This is a genomic window from Kamptonema sp. PCC 6506, from assembly GCF_000180455.1.
Lineage (GTDB): Bacteria > Cyanobacteriota > Cyanobacteriia > Cyanobacteriales > Microcoleaceae > Kamptonema > Kamptonema formosum.
Window position 1 is genome coordinate 26,086 of the sequence record NZ_CACA01000336.1, and the last position, 18,167, is coordinate 44,252.

16 protein-coding genes and 2 pseudogenes are annotated in these 18,167 nt (G+C 41.5%); 7 read left to right on the plus strand and 11 right to left on the minus strand.

Translation table 11 applies throughout. From position 1 onward, the window contains the following. Window positions 1-30 precede the first annotated feature (30 nt). The 3 genes and pseudogenes from OSCI_RS32500 to OSCI_RS32325 all read right to left on the minus strand — a co-directional run. Complete coding sequence (locus OSCI_RS32500) at window positions 31-111, minus strand: hypothetical protein (protein ID WP_407635900.1); 81 nt, start codon at window positions 109-111, stop codon at window positions 31-33. Further along, a pseudogene (locus tag OSCI_RS32505) lies at window positions 77-172 on the minus strand (hypothetical protein); the annotation flags it as partial. The pseudogene OSCI_RS32505 and the gene OSCI_RS32500, both read right to left, overlap by 35 nt. Window positions 173-245: 73 nt before the next feature. Further along, window positions 246-605: pseudogene (locus OSCI_RS32325) on the minus strand (VOC family protein); the annotation flags it as partial. Window positions 606-683: 78 nt separating this feature from the next. Between OSCI_RS32325 and OSCI_RS22605 the strand changes: the two are divergent. After that, window positions 684-911, plus strand: coding sequence for a hypothetical protein (locus tag OSCI_RS22605; protein WP_007357489.1), 228 nt, complete (start codon window positions 684-686; stop codon window positions 909-911). A 43-nt stretch (window positions 912-954) separates the two neighbouring features. On the opposite strand, the gene OSCI_RS22610 is transcribed toward OSCI_RS22605, so the two are convergent. From OSCI_RS22610 to OSCI_RS22620, 3 genes are all read right to left on the minus strand, one after another. Then, window positions 955-1,401, minus strand: a complete 447-nt coding sequence (locus OSCI_RS22610) for an SDR family oxidoreductase (protein WP_007357490.1) — start codon at window positions 1,399-1,401, stop codon at window positions 955-957. 61 nt (window positions 1,402-1,462) lie between these two features. Then, window positions 1,463-3,073 carry a transposase-like zinc-binding domain-containing protein gene (locus OSCI_RS22615; protein WP_007357491.1) on the minus strand — a complete coding sequence of 537 codons (1,611 nt, stop codon included), beginning with the start codon at window positions 3,071-3,073 and terminating at the stop codon, window positions 1,463-1,465. A 63-nt stretch (window positions 3,074-3,136) separates the two neighbouring features. Further along, window positions 3,137-4,549, minus strand: coding sequence for an NYN domain-containing protein (locus tag OSCI_RS22620; protein WP_007357492.1), 1,413 nt, complete (start codon window positions 4,547-4,549; stop codon window positions 3,137-3,139). Between the two features lie 228 nt (window positions 4,550-4,777). Here OSCI_RS22620 and OSCI_RS22625 point away from each other — a divergent pair, with 228 nt between their 5' ends. The 4 genes from OSCI_RS22625 (at window position 4,778) to pstB (OSCI_RS22640) (ending at window position 8,749) form a co-directional block, all read left to right on the plus strand. Further along, window positions 4,778-5,803: a PstS family phosphate ABC transporter substrate-binding protein gene (locus OSCI_RS22625; RefSeq protein ID WP_007357493.1), complete on the plus strand. Its 1,026-nt coding sequence runs from the start codon at window positions 4,778-4,780 to the stop codon at window positions 5,801-5,803. A gap of 214 nt (window positions 5,804-6,017) precedes the next feature. After that, complete coding sequence (gene pstC, locus OSCI_RS22630) at window positions 6,018-6,947, plus strand: phosphate ABC transporter permease subunit PstC (RefSeq protein ID WP_007357494.1); 930 nt, start codon at window positions 6,018-6,020, stop codon at window positions 6,945-6,947. Between the two features lie 81 nt (window positions 6,948-7,028). Then, window positions 7,029-7,952, plus strand: a complete 924-nt coding sequence (pstA, locus tag OSCI_RS22635; RefSeq protein WP_007357495.1) for a phosphate ABC transporter permease PstA — start codon at window positions 7,029-7,031, stop codon at window positions 7,950-7,952. Beyond that, entirely contained in the window at window positions 7,946-8,749 is an 804-nt protein-coding gene (gene pstB / locus OSCI_RS22640) for a phosphate ABC transporter ATP-binding protein PstB (RefSeq protein ID WP_007357496.1), read from the plus strand. Before pstA (OSCI_RS22635) ends, pstB (OSCI_RS22640) begins: the two co-directional genes overlap by 7 nt. A 70-nt stretch (window positions 8,750-8,819) precedes the next feature. Here pstB (OSCI_RS22640) and pstB (OSCI_RS22645) read toward each other — a convergent pair whose 3' ends face one another. Together pstB (OSCI_RS22645) and pstA (OSCI_RS22650) are read right to left on the minus strand one after the other, a co-directional pair. Further along, on the minus strand, window positions 8,820-9,635 hold the full coding sequence (gene pstB, locus OSCI_RS22645; RefSeq protein ID WP_007357497.1) for a phosphate ABC transporter ATP-binding protein PstB: 816 nt from the start codon (window positions 9,633-9,635) through the stop codon (window positions 8,820-8,822). Window positions 9,636-9,780: 145 nt separating this feature from the next. Continuing rightward, window positions 9,781-11,697, minus strand: coding sequence for a phosphate ABC transporter permease PstA (pstA, locus tag OSCI_RS22650; protein WP_007357498.1), 1,917 nt, complete (start codon window positions 11,695-11,697; stop codon window positions 9,781-9,783). Between the two features lie 299 nt (window positions 11,698-11,996). Between pstA (OSCI_RS22650) and OSCI_RS22655 the strand changes: the two genes are divergently transcribed. Together OSCI_RS22655 and OSCI_RS22660 are read left to right on the plus strand one after the other, a co-directional pair. Further along, window positions 11,997-13,505: a UbiD family decarboxylase gene (locus tag OSCI_RS22655; protein ID WP_007357500.1), complete on the plus strand. Its 1,509-nt coding sequence runs from the start codon at window positions 11,997-11,999 to the stop codon at window positions 13,503-13,505. A 126-nt stretch (window positions 13,506-13,631) separates the two neighbouring features. Then, complete coding sequence (locus OSCI_RS22660) at window positions 13,632-14,927, plus strand: sensor histidine kinase (protein WP_007357501.1); 1,296 nt, start codon at window positions 13,632-13,634, stop codon at window positions 14,925-14,927. Between the two features lie 25 nt (window positions 14,928-14,952). Here OSCI_RS22660 and OSCI_RS22665 read toward each other — a convergent pair whose 3' ends face one another. The 3 genes from OSCI_RS22665 to OSCI_RS22675 all read right to left on the minus strand — a co-directional run bounded on the left by OSCI_RS22665 (window position 14,953) and on the right by OSCI_RS22675 (window position 18,124). Next, window positions 14,953-16,233: a glycosyltransferase family 4 protein gene (locus OSCI_RS22665; RefSeq protein ID WP_007357502.1), complete on the minus strand. Its 1,281-nt coding sequence runs from the start codon at window positions 16,231-16,233 to the stop codon at window positions 14,953-14,955. 57 nt (window positions 16,234-16,290) lie between these two features. Continuing rightward, window positions 16,291-16,986 carry a class I SAM-dependent methyltransferase gene (locus tag OSCI_RS22670; RefSeq protein ID WP_007357503.1) on the minus strand — a complete coding sequence of 232 codons (696 nt, stop codon included), beginning with the start codon at window positions 16,984-16,986 and terminating at the stop codon, window positions 16,291-16,293. A gap of 148 nt (window positions 16,987-17,134) precedes the next feature. Continuing rightward, complete coding sequence (locus OSCI_RS22675; RefSeq protein ID WP_007357504.1) at window positions 17,135-18,124, minus strand: class I SAM-dependent methyltransferase; 990 nt, start codon at window positions 18,122-18,124, stop codon at window positions 17,135-17,137. Between the last annotated feature and the right edge of the window lie 43 nt (window positions 18,125-18,167).

Here is an 18,167-nt window from a genome sequence, read left to right on the forward strand (position 1 = left end):
GCATGATCTATGCTGGTAAACAGTGCTTTACTATTGGTAATTGGTGATTGGTAATTGGTAATTGGTAATTGGCGATCGGTAATTGGTAATTGGTAATTGGTAATTGGTAATTGGCGATCGGTAATTGGCGATCGGTAATTAACCAAAGTTGTGAAAGGGAGCGCCTGGTCATTTGCAGACTCAGATTGCTCTAAGATAGTGAAAAGCTGACCGACTGTTAAAGGTGTTTTTTGCTCTATTAAAGTATGGGTTAAATCTCCCCAACCAGTAATTTTAGCAAACTTTAAATAGTCTTGTTTTTGCTGGATTGGTTGCAAAACTTTAGCGCCATGAGTAGTAGCTTGTGCCATGACAGATTCAAGATTACCAACTCGAAAAGCGATATCTACAACGCCGGGAGGATGCAGTTTCAGCCAAGTAGCGACAGGGCTAGCTGCTGTCAGAGGCGAAGATAAGATAAAACAGATACTACCGTTGCTGACAACTTCGGTAGAAGTGTTGTTATTAGCAGCACTTGCTATTGCTTGAAAACCTAGCTGGCTAACAAACAAATCGCGCAAGGTGGGTGCATCTTTAACGTAAAAGTGAATGCGATCGAACTCCATGAAGTTAAGTTAAATTTACTTGACTAATTGGGTGAATTTGTGCAACTATCTAAAGAGTGATTTTGGAAAATTACCATCATGGGCAATTTATTTAACAACCCGTTCCTCCGGGCAGCAGGGGTTGCAGCTATAGCTTACGGCATTTTTCAGTTACTAGCTAGAGCTTTATATGCTTTTGCCAGAATTGCTGAAAGTTTTTCCCGCTGGGTTAAGTGGTCTTTTTTGCCTTGGAGTGACGAGATAGCGATTGGTTTGGGGGTAGCTTTCTTGATTGTTGCTGCTGTGACGACGAGCCGCGATCGCTAAATTATCGGATCTAGCAACAAGATCGACTCTGCTGGCACTGCGGTTAGAAAAATAAGTGACTTTCCGGCTGAATATTAATCTCCATCGGCACTGCTTGCGGGTCAGCGGAAAGAGCAAATATAATTGCATTAGCAGCGGCTTGAGAAGTATAGAAACTACCTTTTAAATTCAAGTCAAGCATTGCATCTAAATCAGCGGGTTCTAACTTGTTCCATTGTTTGAGAATACCTGCACCTGCGACATTGACTAAGGCATCAATTTGACCGAAGCGACTAAGTGTTTTCTGCATTAATACCTCGACTTGTTGCGGATCGGTGATGTCACAAGGCACAGATAAAACCTCTGTCGGTAATTCGTTAGCTAGCGCGTCTAACCTACTGGTGTCTCTGGCGGCGATCGCTAAACTAGCGCCAGATTTTGCCAGCTTGTGCGCTACTGCTGAACCGATACCACCAGTCGCACCCACCACAACCACAACTTTTTCCTGCATATCGCTTTACATTTCTTTACGTCTTTTTCGATCGTATACCTAATGTAGGCGAAGTGAAAGTTTAAGGTTTGGCGATCGCTACCAGACTCTTCGCGCCTGATTCTGTCACCTTGAAAGCAGCACAAGACTTTAAAAAAGTTGTTAATTTGCTGCTGAAACCCAATTCTTTTACCAGAGAAGTAACAGACTTGCCATAAGCTTGATAAAAAGCTCCACCTAGTTCCCCAACTAATATTTTTTGTCCGTTAGCTTTACTTTCCATTAACTTAAGCAGTTCGAGCAGAATTTTCTCTAATTCTGCTTTGGAAGTAATATTTCCGTTGAGATTTGTATCGTTTACGTTTTGCTGTTTAGTCTGCGAAGATTCCGCGATCGCCACCAAACTCTTCGTACCTGAATCAGTCACATTAAAAGCACTGCAAGACTTTAAAAAAGTCGTTAATTTGGTGCTGAGACCCAATTCTTTTAGCTGAGAAGTAACAGACTTGCCGTAAACTTGGGAAAAAGATCCACCAAGCGTAGCAACTAATATTTTTTGTCCGTTAGCTTTGCTTTCGATTAACTTAAGCAGTTCGAGCAAAATTTTCTCTAATTCTGCTGGTGAATTAATACCAGCTTTTAAATCGCGATCCTTTGCATTTTTCTTTTCACTCTGTGGCGGTTTTGCCTTATTTACAACCGCAGTCTGCATCGGCACTATCTGAGGAATAACAGCTTCAATCTTCGCGCTGCCACCATTATTATTTTTAATACTATCACCCCGATCGTTTAAAATAATCTGACAACGAGATTGAACTAAACTAGAAATCGTATCTAAATCAGTCAAGCGCTTACTCAGAGAATATTGTTCTCCATCGATCCACTCTTGTAATTGACTCATTAACCCTTCAAAATCGGGAATTTCTGCACCAATAATTGGGGAATAGTGTTTACTTTCACCTGTAGCGTAGTTTTCGACAACCAGATTTTCATCTTTTCGCAGGACTCGATAAAGTGTCAGTCCTTGGCTTTGTAACTCATTGCACAAGTGCAGTAGCAAACTATCACCAGAACAGACAAATATCTCTTTAGCTGTCGGATAACGTAGAAAAATAGAAGCGCCAACAGAGATCATTTTGCCGTCAGCATTACTGGCACCACTAGGAACATGAACCAGTTGATATCCACGTTTATGTAGTTCATTATCCTGACTCCCAATAGCAGAATTTCTCCAGTTAGCAAAAGCAATTTTTATTCGTAGTGGATAGCTGCATAAACGTCCTAAAAATTGTTCCGCTTTCCCATCTAATTTTAGGTTTTCGGCATCAAGTAGCAAAATAGCTAAACCGGGATGCTCAGCAATTGAAGGCGTTGAGGCGATTGGTTGTTTTACAGACAATATCTGTGGTAATTCTGGGGAAATGCTAGTACCAAGCTGAATCTGGTTGCTAGGGGAAAATTGACCATTTTCTGGGGTTTTTTCAAAGGTCGCGATCGCAGATGATTCCAAGTCAGAAGTAGATGCGTAGGCCAAGCGGGCCGCAGACATCGCACTTCCCTCTACTACTGCACCGCTTGCAGCGCTAGCGGGTTCTAGAAATTGCTTCCCGCAGCTTTTGCACAGATAACGCTGCCTACCGTTATGACGACCATTTTTGCGGTATGAAGTAGAATCACACTTGGGGCATTTCATGGGAGCGATCGCGCAGTCATGTAAATAAAGTATATACCTATCTTGACTGTTTGGGGCAAAAAATTAGGATTTAACCAGTCCAACTTGCCAACCTTTGGCTGTCTTTTTTAGCTTCAGAGAAGAACAGGACTGCAAAAATTTAGGAAACTTGTTGCCCAGATTAAATTCTTTAATCATTTGAGTAATAGGTTTAGCATATTTTCGGTGAAACTCACTGCCGACATTGGAAACAAAGACATAATTAATAGTTGATGTCGCTGTTAAAGTTTCAACTATATTGACAATCGCTATCTCCAGCTCTTCAATAGAATTAATCTCATTTAAACTCTGAGGAATAACAATATCTTTCTTAACTGGCGAACTGTTAATAGATAATGGTTGAGCGATCTCATTGACATCGAATAAAGTTAGATAAGTTTGAGAACTATCTGAGGTTTTGTGAATAGCAAACTCGGTCGGATAATCTAGAAAAATATCCCTAACCTTAGTTCCTGGCAGATGAGTTGCTGCGACTTGACTGAGTGCTAAATTATAATTTTCTTGATACAAAGCGGAGATGCGAGAAAGCTTAACCCATTGATTTTCTGTGCGTTCTTGTTCAGCTTTAATTAACTCTTTTAACTGAGAGATAAATTCTTCTAGAGGTGGAATTTCCGGGGAACTGACCAGAGAATATTTCTGAGTTTTTCCAGTCTTGCTATTTAAAATTGTGATGTAGTCTCCCTGCTTGCGGACTTGATGAACAGTTAATCCGTGAGCTTGCAGCGTATTGCGGAGATGTGTTAGAGCCTGGTCGGAGGAACAGACTAAAATTTCTTTAGCAGTGGGATAGTGTACGAAAATAGAAGCTCCTACAGTAGCCATTTTCAAGTCAGCACTATCTTTTCCTGGGGGAACGTGAATTAATTGATAGCCGCGTTCGTGAAATTCTGCATCTTTCTTACCCATACTGCGCCAATTAGCAAAGGCAACTTTGATTTGGATAGGATAGATACAAATTCCCTCTAATAATTTTTCGGTTTCGATATCTATCTGTAAGTTTTCAGCATCTAATAGCAAGATGGCGATACCTGGAGAAGGCTGGGAACCGTTATTATTTGACGAATTCAGATTTAAAAAAGCTGAGTTATTTGATGGTAAAACTTGTGTTGTTGGAGAGACAAGCTGGTGAATTTCTAGAAATAATCGGTTGAATTGAGGAGAATTAACGAATTCCGGTGCTAATAAAATTTGCAGGTATTTTTTCGCGATCGCCAGTAGCGATCGCGCGTCAGCCGCCTGAGAGAACCCTGCTGTCAATTTTTCCTTCAAGGTAGATTGACTCTCGGCTCTATGCCAGAGAGTTTTCCTGTATTTTGCTGCTATCAATTCAGGATGCTGCTGCTGGATAGAAACGACAGTTTCGCAGATATGGCGGCTGATGGCGCTGATAATGACCGATTTTTGAGTCACTGGCAAGCTGGAGCTATCTTGCATGGCCCTCCACAAGCAAGGATGGTATTTCGATCCATCATAGACTGACGGAGGGACTAGGTACTGGGAGTGGGAGTAGGGGAAGATGGGGAAGATTTAGCTACCCTACCTCCCCTAGCTATCAAATTAATTTAACCTATTCATAATCTAATATTATCGGATTTTAACTATCAACAGGTATTCTTTAACTCGATCGGTTGTAAACAAATTTAAGGTTGTGGAGCGCATCTCATGGCAGCGATCGCAAAAAAAAATCAGCTTAAAGGCTTGACAGTAGCGGGTGCATTGGCATTGTTAGCTGCAACCGTCGGGTTCTCAGTACCGGCCATTCAAGCTCAAGGCCAAAGAACAATTAAAATAGATGGTTCCAGTACAGTCTATCCTGTTACCGAAGCAGTTGCCGAAGAATTCCAGAAAGCCAACAGGGGTGTGCAGGTAACGGTTGGTGTCTCAGGTACAGGCGGCGGCTTCAAAAAATTCTGTCGCGGCGAAACTGATATCTCCAACGCCTCCCGGCCGATTTTAAAAGCAGAGATGCAGGAATGCGCTAGCAAAGGCATTAAGTACATGGAATTGCCAGTTGCTTACGACGCTCTGACGGTAGTTATCAACCCCCAAAACACTTGGGTAAAAAGTCTGACAGTTGCCGAATTAAAGAAAATGTGGGAACCTGGAGCTCAGGGGAAAATCAACAATTGGAGCCAAATACGCTCAGGATTTCCTAATGCTCCTCTCAAACTTTTTGGCCCTGGTACTGCTTCTGGAACTTTCGACTATTTTACCGAAGCAATTGTCGGCAAATCTAAGTCTAGTCGCGGCGATTATACTGCCAGCGAAGATGATAATGTTTTAGTTCAGGGCGTTACTCGCGACAAAAACGCGATCGGCTACTTCGGTTTCGCTTATTACGAAGAGAACAAAGGCAAACTAAAAGCAGTGCCGATTAACAGCGGCAAAGGGGCGGTTTTGCCTTCTTATCAAGCAGTACAAAATGGTACTTATACTCCGCTTTCGCGCCCTCTATTTATCTATGTCAATGCTAAGTCAGCAGACAAACCAGAAGTCAAACAATTTATCGAGTTTTACCTAAAAAATGGCGCAAAACTGGCACGCGAGGTTAAGTATGTTGCCCTACCAGCAGTAGCTTACACAACTGCTATGGGTCATTTTAACAAGCGTCGTGTTGGCACTATCTTTGGGGGTGAAGAGGCTGTCGGCTTGACGATTGAAGAACTACTTAAGCGCGAAGTAAGATAGTAAATGGCTAATTGTTAGTGGTTAGTTGTTAGTGGTTGGTTGTTAGTTGCCATAATTAGGACTTACGGAGGTCGTCCCAGAAACCGGGTTTTTGATAAAATTTGTGGGTTCGGGCGAAGTATTTTCGTAAAAAAACCCGGTTTATGAGGTTGGGTGCGTAAGTCCAGAATAATTAACAACCAACAACTACTAATTGAAAGATAACTAATTTGCAATGACTGAAAAATCCTTAAAATTTTCCAAACAAACCGCCCTGTCCCTAAAAGCAACTAGGGATGTGCGAGAAGGTGCGATCGCTTTTCTATTATTCCTAGCAGCATTCTCCTCGGTAGCGACCACTGTTGCTATTTTAATTATCTTAGTTTCCGAGTCTGTAGGCTTTTTCCAAAAAGTTTCCTTGATAGAATTTCTCACTTCTAAAGAGTGGACACCATTGTTTTCTGAACCTCACTATGGGATTTTGCCCTTAGTTTCAGGGACTTTAGTAATTACAGGAGTGTCTATGGCTGTAGCGATACCATTAGGCACAATTATCGCTATTTATCTGAGTGAATTTGCATCAAATCGCTTGCGGGAAGTTATTAAGCCAGTCTTAGAATTATTGGCGGGAATTCCCACAGTAGTTTACGGATACTTTGCTTTTTTATTCGTCACACCGCTATTGCAGAAAGTCCTGCCAGACTTGCCTGGTTTTAATATGTTGAGCGCTGGATTGGTGGTAGGAGTAATGATTATTCCCTTCATCAGTTCCATCGGCGAAGACGCAATGCGTTCAGTCCCCCTGTATTTAAGAGAGGGTGCTTATGCAATGGGTGCAACACGGTTTTATACTGCAACTTCGGTAGTTTTTCCGGCTGCCTTTTCTGGAATTTCATCTGCTTATATTTTAGCTATTTCTCGTGCTATCGGCTTGACAATGGTACCCGCCATCGCCGCTGGTATGCAACCGAACTACACTTGGAATCCAATGGAACCGGGAGCGACAATAGCAGCTTACATTGTGCAAGTAAGTCTCGGTGATTTGCCACACGCCAGCATTGAATATCAAACCATTTTTGTAGCAGGACTAACTCTAGTGTTGATGACTTTAGTATTTAATATAGTCGGGCATTTCCTGAGCAAACGTTACCGCGAAATTTACTAACTGTTAACAATCAGCAATCAGCCATTAGCCATTAGCCATTAGCCATTAGCCATCAGCCATTAGCCATTAGCCAGACCTTTTATGTCAAGAGAAAATCTACAAGAAATTCGACAAATTATTAGCCGTGCTAAGCTATGGGACAGCATATTTGCTATAGTAGGTTTACTATCAATGTTAGTAGGAATCATTACCCTATTAGCCTTGACACTTGACTTAGCAATAGATGGTGTACCGCGTCTTTCCTGGCAATTCTTTACATCATTTCCCTCCCGCCGCGCTGGGGAAGCTGGCATTCTTTCCGCTTGGGTAGGATCGACTCTAGTAATGTTCGTAACTGGTTTAGCAGCAGTTCCCTTGGGTATAGCATCCGGTATTTATCTAGAAGAATATGCTCGCAAAAATTGGATCGCTGATTTAATCGAAATTAATGTTACTAACTTAGCTGGCGTTCCCTCAATTGTCTATGGACTTTTAGCTCTAGGTTTGTTTGTTTACAAATTAAATTTGGGGCAGAGTATTCTCACCGCAGGATTGACTTTAGCACTGCTAATTTTGCCAGTAGTAATTGTCACCACCCGCGAAGCTATCCGCGCAATTCCTAACAGTATCCGCGAAGCTGCCTATGCAGTTGGTGCTAGCAAGTGGCAAATGATTTGGAATCATATTTTGCCCTATTCTGCTGGTAGTATTATGACAGGAGTAATTGTGGGTTTATCCCGTGCAATTGGCGAAACCGCACCTTTAATTACAATTGGGGCTTTGACATTTATTGCCTTTTTACCCGATTCTCCATTTCAAGCAGAGTTTCCTTTCTTTTCCTTTAAATGGCTGATGTCTCCCTTTACAATCATGCCCATCCAGATGTTTAATTGGGTATCGCGCCCCCAAGCAGAATTTCAAATCAATGCTGCGGCGGCGGGGCTGGTTTTAATGGCTATGACACTGGCTATGAATGCCTTAGCAATTTATCTACGCTATCGTTTCCGTAAAAATATCAAATGGTAGAAAAAATCGAAACTGTACACTCTTTCTCAAGCAGCATACAGCCAAAAGCTGAAGTAAGAAACCTCAATTTTTACTACGGTTCATTACAGGCCCTTAAAAACATCAACCTAGTAGTTGCTGACAGACAGGTAACGGCGTTAATTGGCCCATCAGGCTGCGGCAAAACTACCCTCTTGCGGTGTTTTAATCGGATGCACGACCTCTACCCAGGGAATCGCTATGAAGGAGAAATTTTATTAGATTCAGATGAGATTAATATCCTTAGTCTGCGGGTAGATCCTATTGAAGTACGGATGCGGATAAGTATGGTATTTCAGAAGCCTAATCCTTTTCCTAAATCAATTTATGAAAATGTAGTTTATGGATTGCGGGTGCGGGGTCAAACGCAGCGTAGCTTAATGGATGAAAAGATGGAAAAAGCTCTACGAGAAGCTGCTTTATGGGATGAAGTCAAAGACAGATTAAATGATTTAGCGTTCAATCTTTCAGGGGGACAACAACAGCGTTTGTGTATTGCCCGCGCTTTGGCAACGGAGCCTGAAATAATTTTATTTGACGAGCCAACTTCTGCCTTAGACCCGATTGCTACTGCTAGTATTGAAGGGCTAATTAGCGAGTTGAAGGAAAAAGTAACTATTCTGATTGTGACTCACAATATGCAGCAAGCTGCACGGATTTCTGACTATACAGCTTTCATGTATTTGGGCGAAATCGTCGAGTTCGATCGCACTAAGACAATTTTTAATAGTGCTTCCAAGAAACAGACAAAAGAATATGTAGAGGGAAGATTTGGATAAGGTAACGCCCCCCTCTGGGCGGTGATTCAACCGTCCAGAGGGCGGCGCTACAAACAATTTTTGATTTTATTCAATTCATCAAACCATCAATCCGATTGTAAGTACCAACATATTCTAATGTTGTTTTATGTTGGGGATTAAGAAAGATTGATGGTGCTGAAGCATACTCGACAAGTTCGCCAATTCGATTTGTTTCTTGAATCTTGATGTTAAAAAAAGCAACTAAATCCGAGACTCTAGATGCTTGCTGTAAATTATGGGTGACGATGACAATTGTATATTGCTGTTTCAGTTTGTGGAGTAAATCTTCAATCCGCAAAGTAGAAATGGGATCTAGAGCTGAACATGGTTCATCCATAAGTAAAACTTCTGGTTGAAGTGCTAATGCTCTCGCGATACAGAGGCGCTGCTGTTGGCCACCTGATAAAGTTAGAGCATTTTTATTCAGGCGATCTTTTACTTCATCCCATAATGCTGCTTGGCGGAGAGAATTTTCTACAAGTTCATCAATATTTCCCTGATAACCGTTGATGCGAAGCCCCAAAGCAATATTTTCATAAATAGATTTGGGAAAAGGATTTGGTTTTTGGAAGACCATACCGATGCGGCGGCGAATTTCAACTGGATTGAAATCTTTTATATCTTGTTCGTAAAAGCTTATTTTTCCAGTTACTTTTGCGCCTTTCACTAGCTCGTTGATGCGATTAAAACACCGGAGCAATGTGCTTTTTCCGCATCCAGAAGGCCCAATAAATCCAGTAATTTGATTTTTATAAATGTCAATGTTTATCCCTTGTAAAGCTAACGATCCATTGTAGGATACGGAGAGTGCTTCGGCTCGGAGAATAACTTCCTGGGTTGTGGGCGATTCAAAATCTGGTTGCATATATAGTTAGGGACTAGGGGCTAGGGACTAGGGACTAGGGAAAGAGGAAGAGAGGGGGAGCAGGGGAGCAGGGGAGATGGGTAATTAGCTATTAGCCATTAGCCATTAGCCATTAGCTATTAGCTATTACCAATTACCAATTACCTCATTTTTCGCGATTATTTTCACGTAAAATTATAGCAGCAAAATTCATTAAAAATAGTATTCCTATTAGCACAATAATTGCTGCTGCCGCATTTTCTTGAAAATCAGCTTGAGGCCGAGAAACCCAGTTGAAAATTTGAACAGGAAGTGAAGTAAAAGGACTTCGCAGCCCTTCTAAAGATAAAGGGGGAGTAAAAGTAATAAAAGCTGATGCTCCTATAGCAAGAAGCGGTGCTGTTTCGCCAATTGCACCGGAAAGAGATAATAAGGTTCCTGTTAAAATACCTGGTAGGGAAGATGGTAAAACTATATAGAATAATACTTGCCATCGCGTCATTCCTGTAGCGTAGCCAGCCTCACGCAAGCTGTAAGGAACTGTACGCAGTGCTGAGCGAGTGGCAATAATTAATAGAGGCAAAATAATCACGGATAAAGTTAGGGAAGCAGACAATATGCTAGACTCGCCTGTGAAAAATCCCAAGGCATGAACGAATACTCCTAAACCTAATAGGCCATAAATTATAGATGGCATTGCAGCTAAGTTAGCAATGTTAATTTCCAGAAATTGACTAAAGATATTGTCGGGTATATATTCCTCTAAATAAATTGCTGCTCCTACTCCAATTGGAGTAGCAAAAATGGCGGTTAATCCTAGTAGCCAAAAGGTTCCAATCAACGCTGCATAAATACCAGAATCTTCGGGTTTTCTAGAGGAAAATGTAGTAATAAATTCCCAGTCAAGGCGGAAAAAACCATCTATACCTATATCAAAAAATAATAAAAATAGTACGAGGATACCGACCAGTGTAGCTGCGATTGTTATAGTTTTGAAAATCTGGTCTAATAAGTTGCGCTGATAAAAATATGGGAGGAAAGTTTCAGGTTTAATACATTTTTTTTGGCTATCAAACCCAGTTGTGTTTGAGCTACTATTAATAACGATCTGAACTTCAGCTATTTCACTGGGAACTACAACTTCCGAGAGTTGATTTCTGTAGTTGCGAACTAGCCAATAACTGAGAATGTTGAGGGTTAAAGTTAGCAAAAATATTACCATACCTACGGTAAAAATGATATGAAATTCTAAGGAATTAAAAGGTACATCACCCAAACTAAGCTGGATAATAAATGCCGTCATTGTTGATACTGGCTCTAAAGGATTGAGAGTAAATTGTGGGGTTTGTCCTGCTGCAATGGAGGCGATGAGAGTTTCTCCTAAAGAGCGAGATGCTGCTAAGGTAAAGGAGGCGATGATTCCGGGAAATGCTATTGGCAAAACTATTTTTGTGATTACTTCTCGTTTGGTAAGACCTAAAGCATAGGCTCCTTCGCGAAATTTGTTTGGTACGCTATTAATTGCATCTTCACTGAGAGAAGATATTATGGGTACAATCATCACACCTGTGACTAAACCTGCGCTTAATGGACTAAAGCCGGCGAGGTTGGGAATGATTTTTTGCAGGAGAGGGGTAACAAATAGCAGAGCAAAATAGCCGTAAACTACGGTGGGTATTCCTGCTAGAGTTTCTAAACTAGGTTTGAGAATATAGCGGACTGTTTGGGGAGCATATTCACTGAGGTAAATGGCGGCTAGTAAGCCTATGGGCATGGCAAAAGTCATTGCGATCGCAGTGGTGAGAAGAGTGCCACTCGCAAGTACCATAATACCGAAAGTTTTGTTAGGAAATAGAGGAGTCCACTCGGTATCTGTCAAGAATCTAGTTAGGGGTACTTGATGAAAGAAAATTGCTGTTTCATAAATTAAGATCGCAATAATAGCAGTAGTAATGAAGAAGGGAATGCAGGCAAGTATTCCCAAAATTGTTTGTAAAAAATACTCTCCCCAAGTAACTGAGGTTAGATTTCGTTGCCAAAGGCTAGGCTTAAGTTTTTGAAGAGACGATTTAGCGGTTTTCATTTAAACCTTGCCTTTGTACCGTAGGGTCAAGGCTATACTTAATTATTTTACGATTGATGGGTAATTTATTTTTGTTAAAACCAGGTTTATTTTTGCTAATTTATCATAAAAATAAGCTAAGTTTGGTTAAATATTGGTAAGCACATAGATAATTTATGGTTAAATTTAGCTAGCTAGCGGTCAGGTTTGAGATCGGGTAAAGTCGCGATGCCTTCGGCGCGGCGTTTCGCGATCGCACTCCCACTCATACCCATCCACTCCCATAATAGTAAGAAGCACTTTACATTTCTTAAACTATTATGGCAAGAGACTTACGGGGATTCCTAAAAATCTTGGAAGAAAGAGGGCAATTGCGGCGGATTCAGGCTTTGGTTGACCCCGATTTGGAGATCGCAGAGATTTCTAACCGGATGCTGCAACAGGGCGGCCCTGGGTTGCTGTTTGAGAATGTCAAAGGATCGGCTTTTCCGGTGGCGATTAACCTGTTGGGGACAGAGGAACGGGTTTGCTGGGCAATGAATATGTCAAAGCCTGCGGAATTGGAGGAATTGGGCAAAAAATTGGGGATGCTGCAACAGCCTAAGCCCCCTAAGAAAATTTCCCAAGCAATAGAGTTTGGGAAGATACTTTTTGACGTGATCAAAGCTAAACCGGGGCGCGATTTTTTCCCAGCTTGTCAACAGGTTATAATTGAGGGTAATGGGCTGGATTTGAATAAAATTCCGATGATTCGCCCTTATTCAGGCGATGCTGGGAAAATTATCACCCTGGGTTTAGTAATTACGAAGGATTGCGAGACGGGTACGCCGAATGTGGGGGTGTATCGGTTGCAGTTGCAGTCGCCTAATACGATGACAGTTCATTGGCTATCTGTACGCGGTGGGGCGCGACATTTGCGGAAGGCGGCGCAGGCTGGGAAAAAGTTAGAAATTGCGATCGCGCTTGGTGTCGATCCCCTGATTATTATGGCCGCTGCTACACCGATCCCGGTTGATTTATCGGAATGGTTATTTGCCGGACTTTATGGTGGTTCTGGGGTGCAGTTGGCAAAGTGTAAAACGCTGGATTTAGAAGTACCTGCTGACTCGGAATTTGTGTTAGAAGGAACGATTACACCAGGGGAAGTTTTACCCGATGGCCCCTTTGGGGATCACATGGGATATTACGGCGGGGTGGAGGATTCGCCACTGATTCGGTTCCACTGCATGACTCATAGGAAAGATCCTATTTATTTGACTACTTTTAGCGGTCGGCCGCCGAAGGAAGAGGCGATGATGGCGATCGCGCTTAATCGGATTTATACTCCAATTTTACGGCAGCAAGTGTCAGAAATTGTAGACTTTTTCTTGCCAATGGAAGCGCTGAGTTATAAAGCGGCGATTATTTCCATTGATAAAGCTTATCCAGGTCAAGCGCGGCGTGCAGCCTTGGCTTTTTGGAGTGCTTTACCGCAGTTTACTTACACTAAGTTTGTGATTGTGGTAGATAAAAGTATCAACATTCGCGATCCGCGTCAAGTAGTCTGGGCAATTAGTTCTAAAGTTGACCCTTCACGCGATGTTTTTATTCTACCCAATACGCCCTTTGACACTTTGGATTTTGCCAGTGAAAAGATTGGTTTAGGAGGAAGAATGGGGATTGATGCCACTACTAAGATGCCGCCAGAAACTGACCATGAATGGGGGGAAGCTCTGGAGTCGGATGCTGATGTGGCGGCTATGGTTGAGCGTCGCTGGGCTGAGTATGGTTTGGCTGATTTGAATTTGGGAGAAGTCGATCCGAATTTGTTTGGATATGAAATGAAGTAAAAATGAACAGGCAAAGGGGCCGAGGAAGAGGGAAGAATAAAAATTTCTTCCCTTTTTTTTGATAATTTGATAAACTCATCATTGAATATGTGATACGTAAGTCCTATATATGTCAGGAGCTTGGTCGTGTATTCTAAAAGTATACTTCCGAATGAAACCATTTTAGTAGTCGATGATAACTCTGAAAATATTGAATTGTTAGCTGATTTGCTGAGTGGCGTTGGTTATCAGGTGGCGATCGCAAAAAGTGGTAAAGCTGCACTAGAATGCTTAGAATTCTTACAGCCAGATATTATTCTGCTTGATGTGATGATGCCGGAAATTGATGGTTTTGAAACTTGCCGACAGATCAAATCAAACCTCGCCAACCGCGATATTCCTATCATTTTTATGACAGCTCTTTCTGACTCTGTAAACAAGGTTAAAGGACTCAGTATGGGAGCGGTAGATTACATTACCAAACCCATAGAGTACGAAGAGACACTGGTACGTATACGGATACAGTTGCAGGTGCGTGACTCCCAGAAGCAACTCGAAAAACAGACCCTAGAACTCTCTGAAGCTTTGGAGCAACTGAAAAAAGCCCAGGTACAGATGGTACAGAATGAAAAGATGTCTTCCCTTGGTCAATTAGTGGCGGGGATAGCGCACGAAATTAATAATCCTGTGAATTTTATTCACGCTAATCTGATCCCTGCGGAAGAATACATGAGGACTCTAATAAACTTTGTCGAATTATATCAAGAATGCTATCCTCAGCCTCACCCAAAAATCCAAGAATGGATAGAAAAGGTAGAGATGAGTTATTTGCAAGAGGATTTTCCCAAGTTGATTAATTCTCTTAAGCAAGGAAGCGAACGCATTCGCCAGATCATTCTGTCGCTGCGTAATTTCTCGCGTCTCGACGAAGCGGAACTCAAGTTTGTTAACATACAAGATGGTATTGATAATACGCTGATGCTCCTACAGCATCGCCTCAGAGCTCATTCCCATCGTCCCAGTATTCAGGTAATTAAGGAATACGGAGAGTTACCTGTGGTGGAATGCTATCCTAGTGAGTTAAATCAGGTGTTTATGAACATTCTTAGTAATGCCATTGATGTTTTGGAAGAACGCGCTCGACAGCTTAGTGTTGCTGAAATAAATGCGAATCCCAGTAGGATTACAATTCGCACTCAACTATTATCTGATCGAGCAGTTGCTATCTATATTATTGATAATGGTTTAGGGATTGACCAAAATTTAGGTTCCAAACTTTTTGAACCATTTTTTACTACTAAACCCATCGGCAAAGGCAGCGGACTCGGACTCTCAATCAGTTATCAAATTATTACTAAAAAGCATGGTGGTAAGATATCCTACAACAGTGAACCGGGACAGGGAACGGAGTTTGCGATCGAAATTCCCATCAAGGTTTTTTAAGTAATTAGTAATGTTCAATATAAACCTACATCCTAATTGTAGACATTGCGGCCAATTCTCGCTCCGGTTCCATCCCAATAGTCGGTGGCGTATAACGATTTGCCACCTGACTAATTAATTCCAAGTGTTGGGGCAACACCTTCGCCAAATTATACTTTTCTAAAGCAGTTTGACGCGCTTTTACTCGCAATTCAGCCATGCGAGTAGGATGATCCAAAACCTCACTAATCCGATCCGCAATATGCTTAGGTGAGAAGAAATCTACTAACAAACCATTTTCCCCATCCCGGATAACTTCTCTAACAGGTGAAGTATCCGAACCAATTACTAAACATCCCGTTGACATAGACTCAATCATCGACCAAGATAATACAAAAGGTCTAGTTAAATAAACGTGAGCATCCGAGGCTTGAATTACTCTCAAATATAAACCATAAGGAAGAGTACCCACAAAGTGAACTCGCGATAAATCCAGCGGCACTTTATTGAGCATATAATCTTTGTAATTCTCACCATTAGGTAAAGATTTGCCGTAGCAAACTCTTTCTGATGCGACAACTACAACATGGCAATTCGGACGGCGTTCTTGTAAATAGGCAATGGATTCAATAAATTCGGGAAAACCTCGATAAGGTTCCATTCCTCGCGATACATAAGTGACGATTTCATCCACTCCCGATAAATCCAAATTCGGCAAAACAAGTTTGGCTCCAGGATTGGGTTTAAAATACTCAGTATCCACTCCATCATGGAGTACAGAAAGCTTGCGCTGAAATTCAGGAGGAAATTGCGATCGCTGCCAATAAGTAGGGGATAGCCCCCAATCACAGGAGTATAAATCTATTAAAATTGGCGCATTTTTTACCCTAATTCGGGCCATGTCATCAACTGTTAAAGGTTCAGCGGGATCGAAATCTGCGTCGGAACCTATAGAGTGATAAAACCACTCAAAATAACACAAAAGCGGAGTATTAGGAAAAGCTTCTTTAACAAATAGTGTTGGCCCCCATCCAGAATGACCGCAAATCACATCAGGAACAAAACCTTCTGCCTTTAATTGTTCCGCCATTCTAAACACAGCTTGCCCGTAAATCACCCCACTTTCTAAAGGGCGGACATAGTGGTGAGTCTGGGGATGGGGTTCGCGACTAGGCGTAAATACTGCTTTACGAACGCCTGGAATATTCCATTCTTGACGTTCATTTTTAGTTCCGAAAACAATCTGATTTTTAGGATCGGCACCTAAAGCGGTGATGATGTGGCGGTATTGCGCGGGAAAGTTGGGGTGAAGAAATAATGCTCGCATTGTTGAAGGAAGAAGGAAAAAGGAAAAGGGTAGAAAGGTGATAATTGTAGTGAGTTATTAATAGCTTGGGGCTTGACAAACCCAGACGCAATCTCGCGGGACGGAGGAAGCATCTTTTAAAAGGATTTTGTAGTTCAAATGTGTGAGAAATTTTTCCATAATCGTATCAGTCATAATTGAGAAAGCAGTTCCATCTCGGTGCCCCATTAAGTTTAGAGGCCAGTCACTCAAGAATTTTTCCCAGCCTAATTCAGTGAAAATATTACTGTGGTGAAATACACAGAGGGCATCTCCCCGCAAAACTTTAGGAATCTGAGTCAGGTAGTTAAAAATATCTCTCGGTTCTATATGCACCATTGTATCGTAGCAAAAGCACACATCTGCGGAGTTAGGATTAATGCCTCCCAATGTTAAACCGTCGAGTTTAACATAACTTACTCGTTCGTCACCTAAGCGCGATCGCGCAGCTTGTAACATTTCACTGGAAATATCGGCACAGATCGCGCGATCGCAATATTTTAGCAACATTGCCCCCGTCCGTCCACCGCCGATCCCAATTTCTAAAACTGTATGCTCTTTTTTAATATAAGGTGCAATAAATCGCTCTTCTATCAGCGTTTCATACTCTGCCAATGAATTCGCAGCCCCGGCTGCTTTGCCAATCCATTCATCCCCAATATGACCCAATTCGGGGTTATTTTTTTGCCATTGCTGGGCGTAACTGTCCCAGGCTCCCTCATAATCAATTTTCATGTTTTTAACTTGCCGATGTCAATGATGTTGATGTTTAAGTTGGTAATAAGTTCCCGTATTTTCTAATGTAACGTCGCCCTCTGGGCGGTTAGGATACTGCCCAGAGGGCGGCGTTACAAAAATGTTGCTTAATTGCTAATTATGTTAATCATATATCTTTGGGGCGCAAAATGCTCAAACAAAAATCAGTTTGTAGTCCTCCCGGTAACTCCATTAAAATATTTTCAAATTCTAGAAGTAGCCTAATAATTGCTTCCCCTTTTGCATCTCCCGGTAAAAATTGACTGTGATCTAATAACGGGTACATTGGGTGTAATATTGCTCCTCCAAGGGGGTTAAAAACTTCCATCTCAAAGTATTCGGCAAGTAGGGGAAGTATCAGTTTTGAGCGCACTGCCTCAGAAGGATCGGCTTCAAATACCTGCTTAAGTGTTGGGTTAATAAATGTTTCCATTTTGCCCGATTTAAGTTCATCGGGAAAGCAATTATATAACCGATTGATCAAATCTACTTGATGCTGACTGTAGATATTATAGCAGTCTCCTACATATTCATTGACAATTAAGTAGCCCTCTGGTTTTAAAGATTGATGAACAATTGACATAAATCGTTCGATTTCTTTCACATGATGCAGGGAACCAGAACAAAATACAACGTCATATTTAAGGTCTTCAGCGATCTGAAAATTATTGAAATCATCTTGATAAAAGTTAATACTAACTCCTGCCAAATCTGCATTTTTTCTGGCAATTTCTAAAGAAGCATCCGAGAAGTCGAAGGCATCAATATGTTTAGCTAAACCTAATTTAGCTATAATTACCTCATGATTACCAATACCGCATCCAATTGATAATAATCTATCAAATTTTTGGCAGGCAAAAAAATCTTCAATTAACCAAGCTAGCCAATATTTTTGCGTCTCTCCCCCAGACATCCGCTTGTTAATAGACTCTTCAATAATAGGATTCGATACCCATTGGCTAGCCACCCCAGCCCTAGGAGTTGTTTCCCAGTAATTTCTCGCTTGAGATAAACCATATTTTTGCAGCCAATCGAATATGGTTAAATCTTTCTTGTCTGGTATCAATAAAAGTCGTTTGAGAATCTTTTTAATTAACCGTTTTATTGACTTAACCATAGAATTTTTAGCTGTGTTTATTTAGTTTAAATGTAGTTTGAAT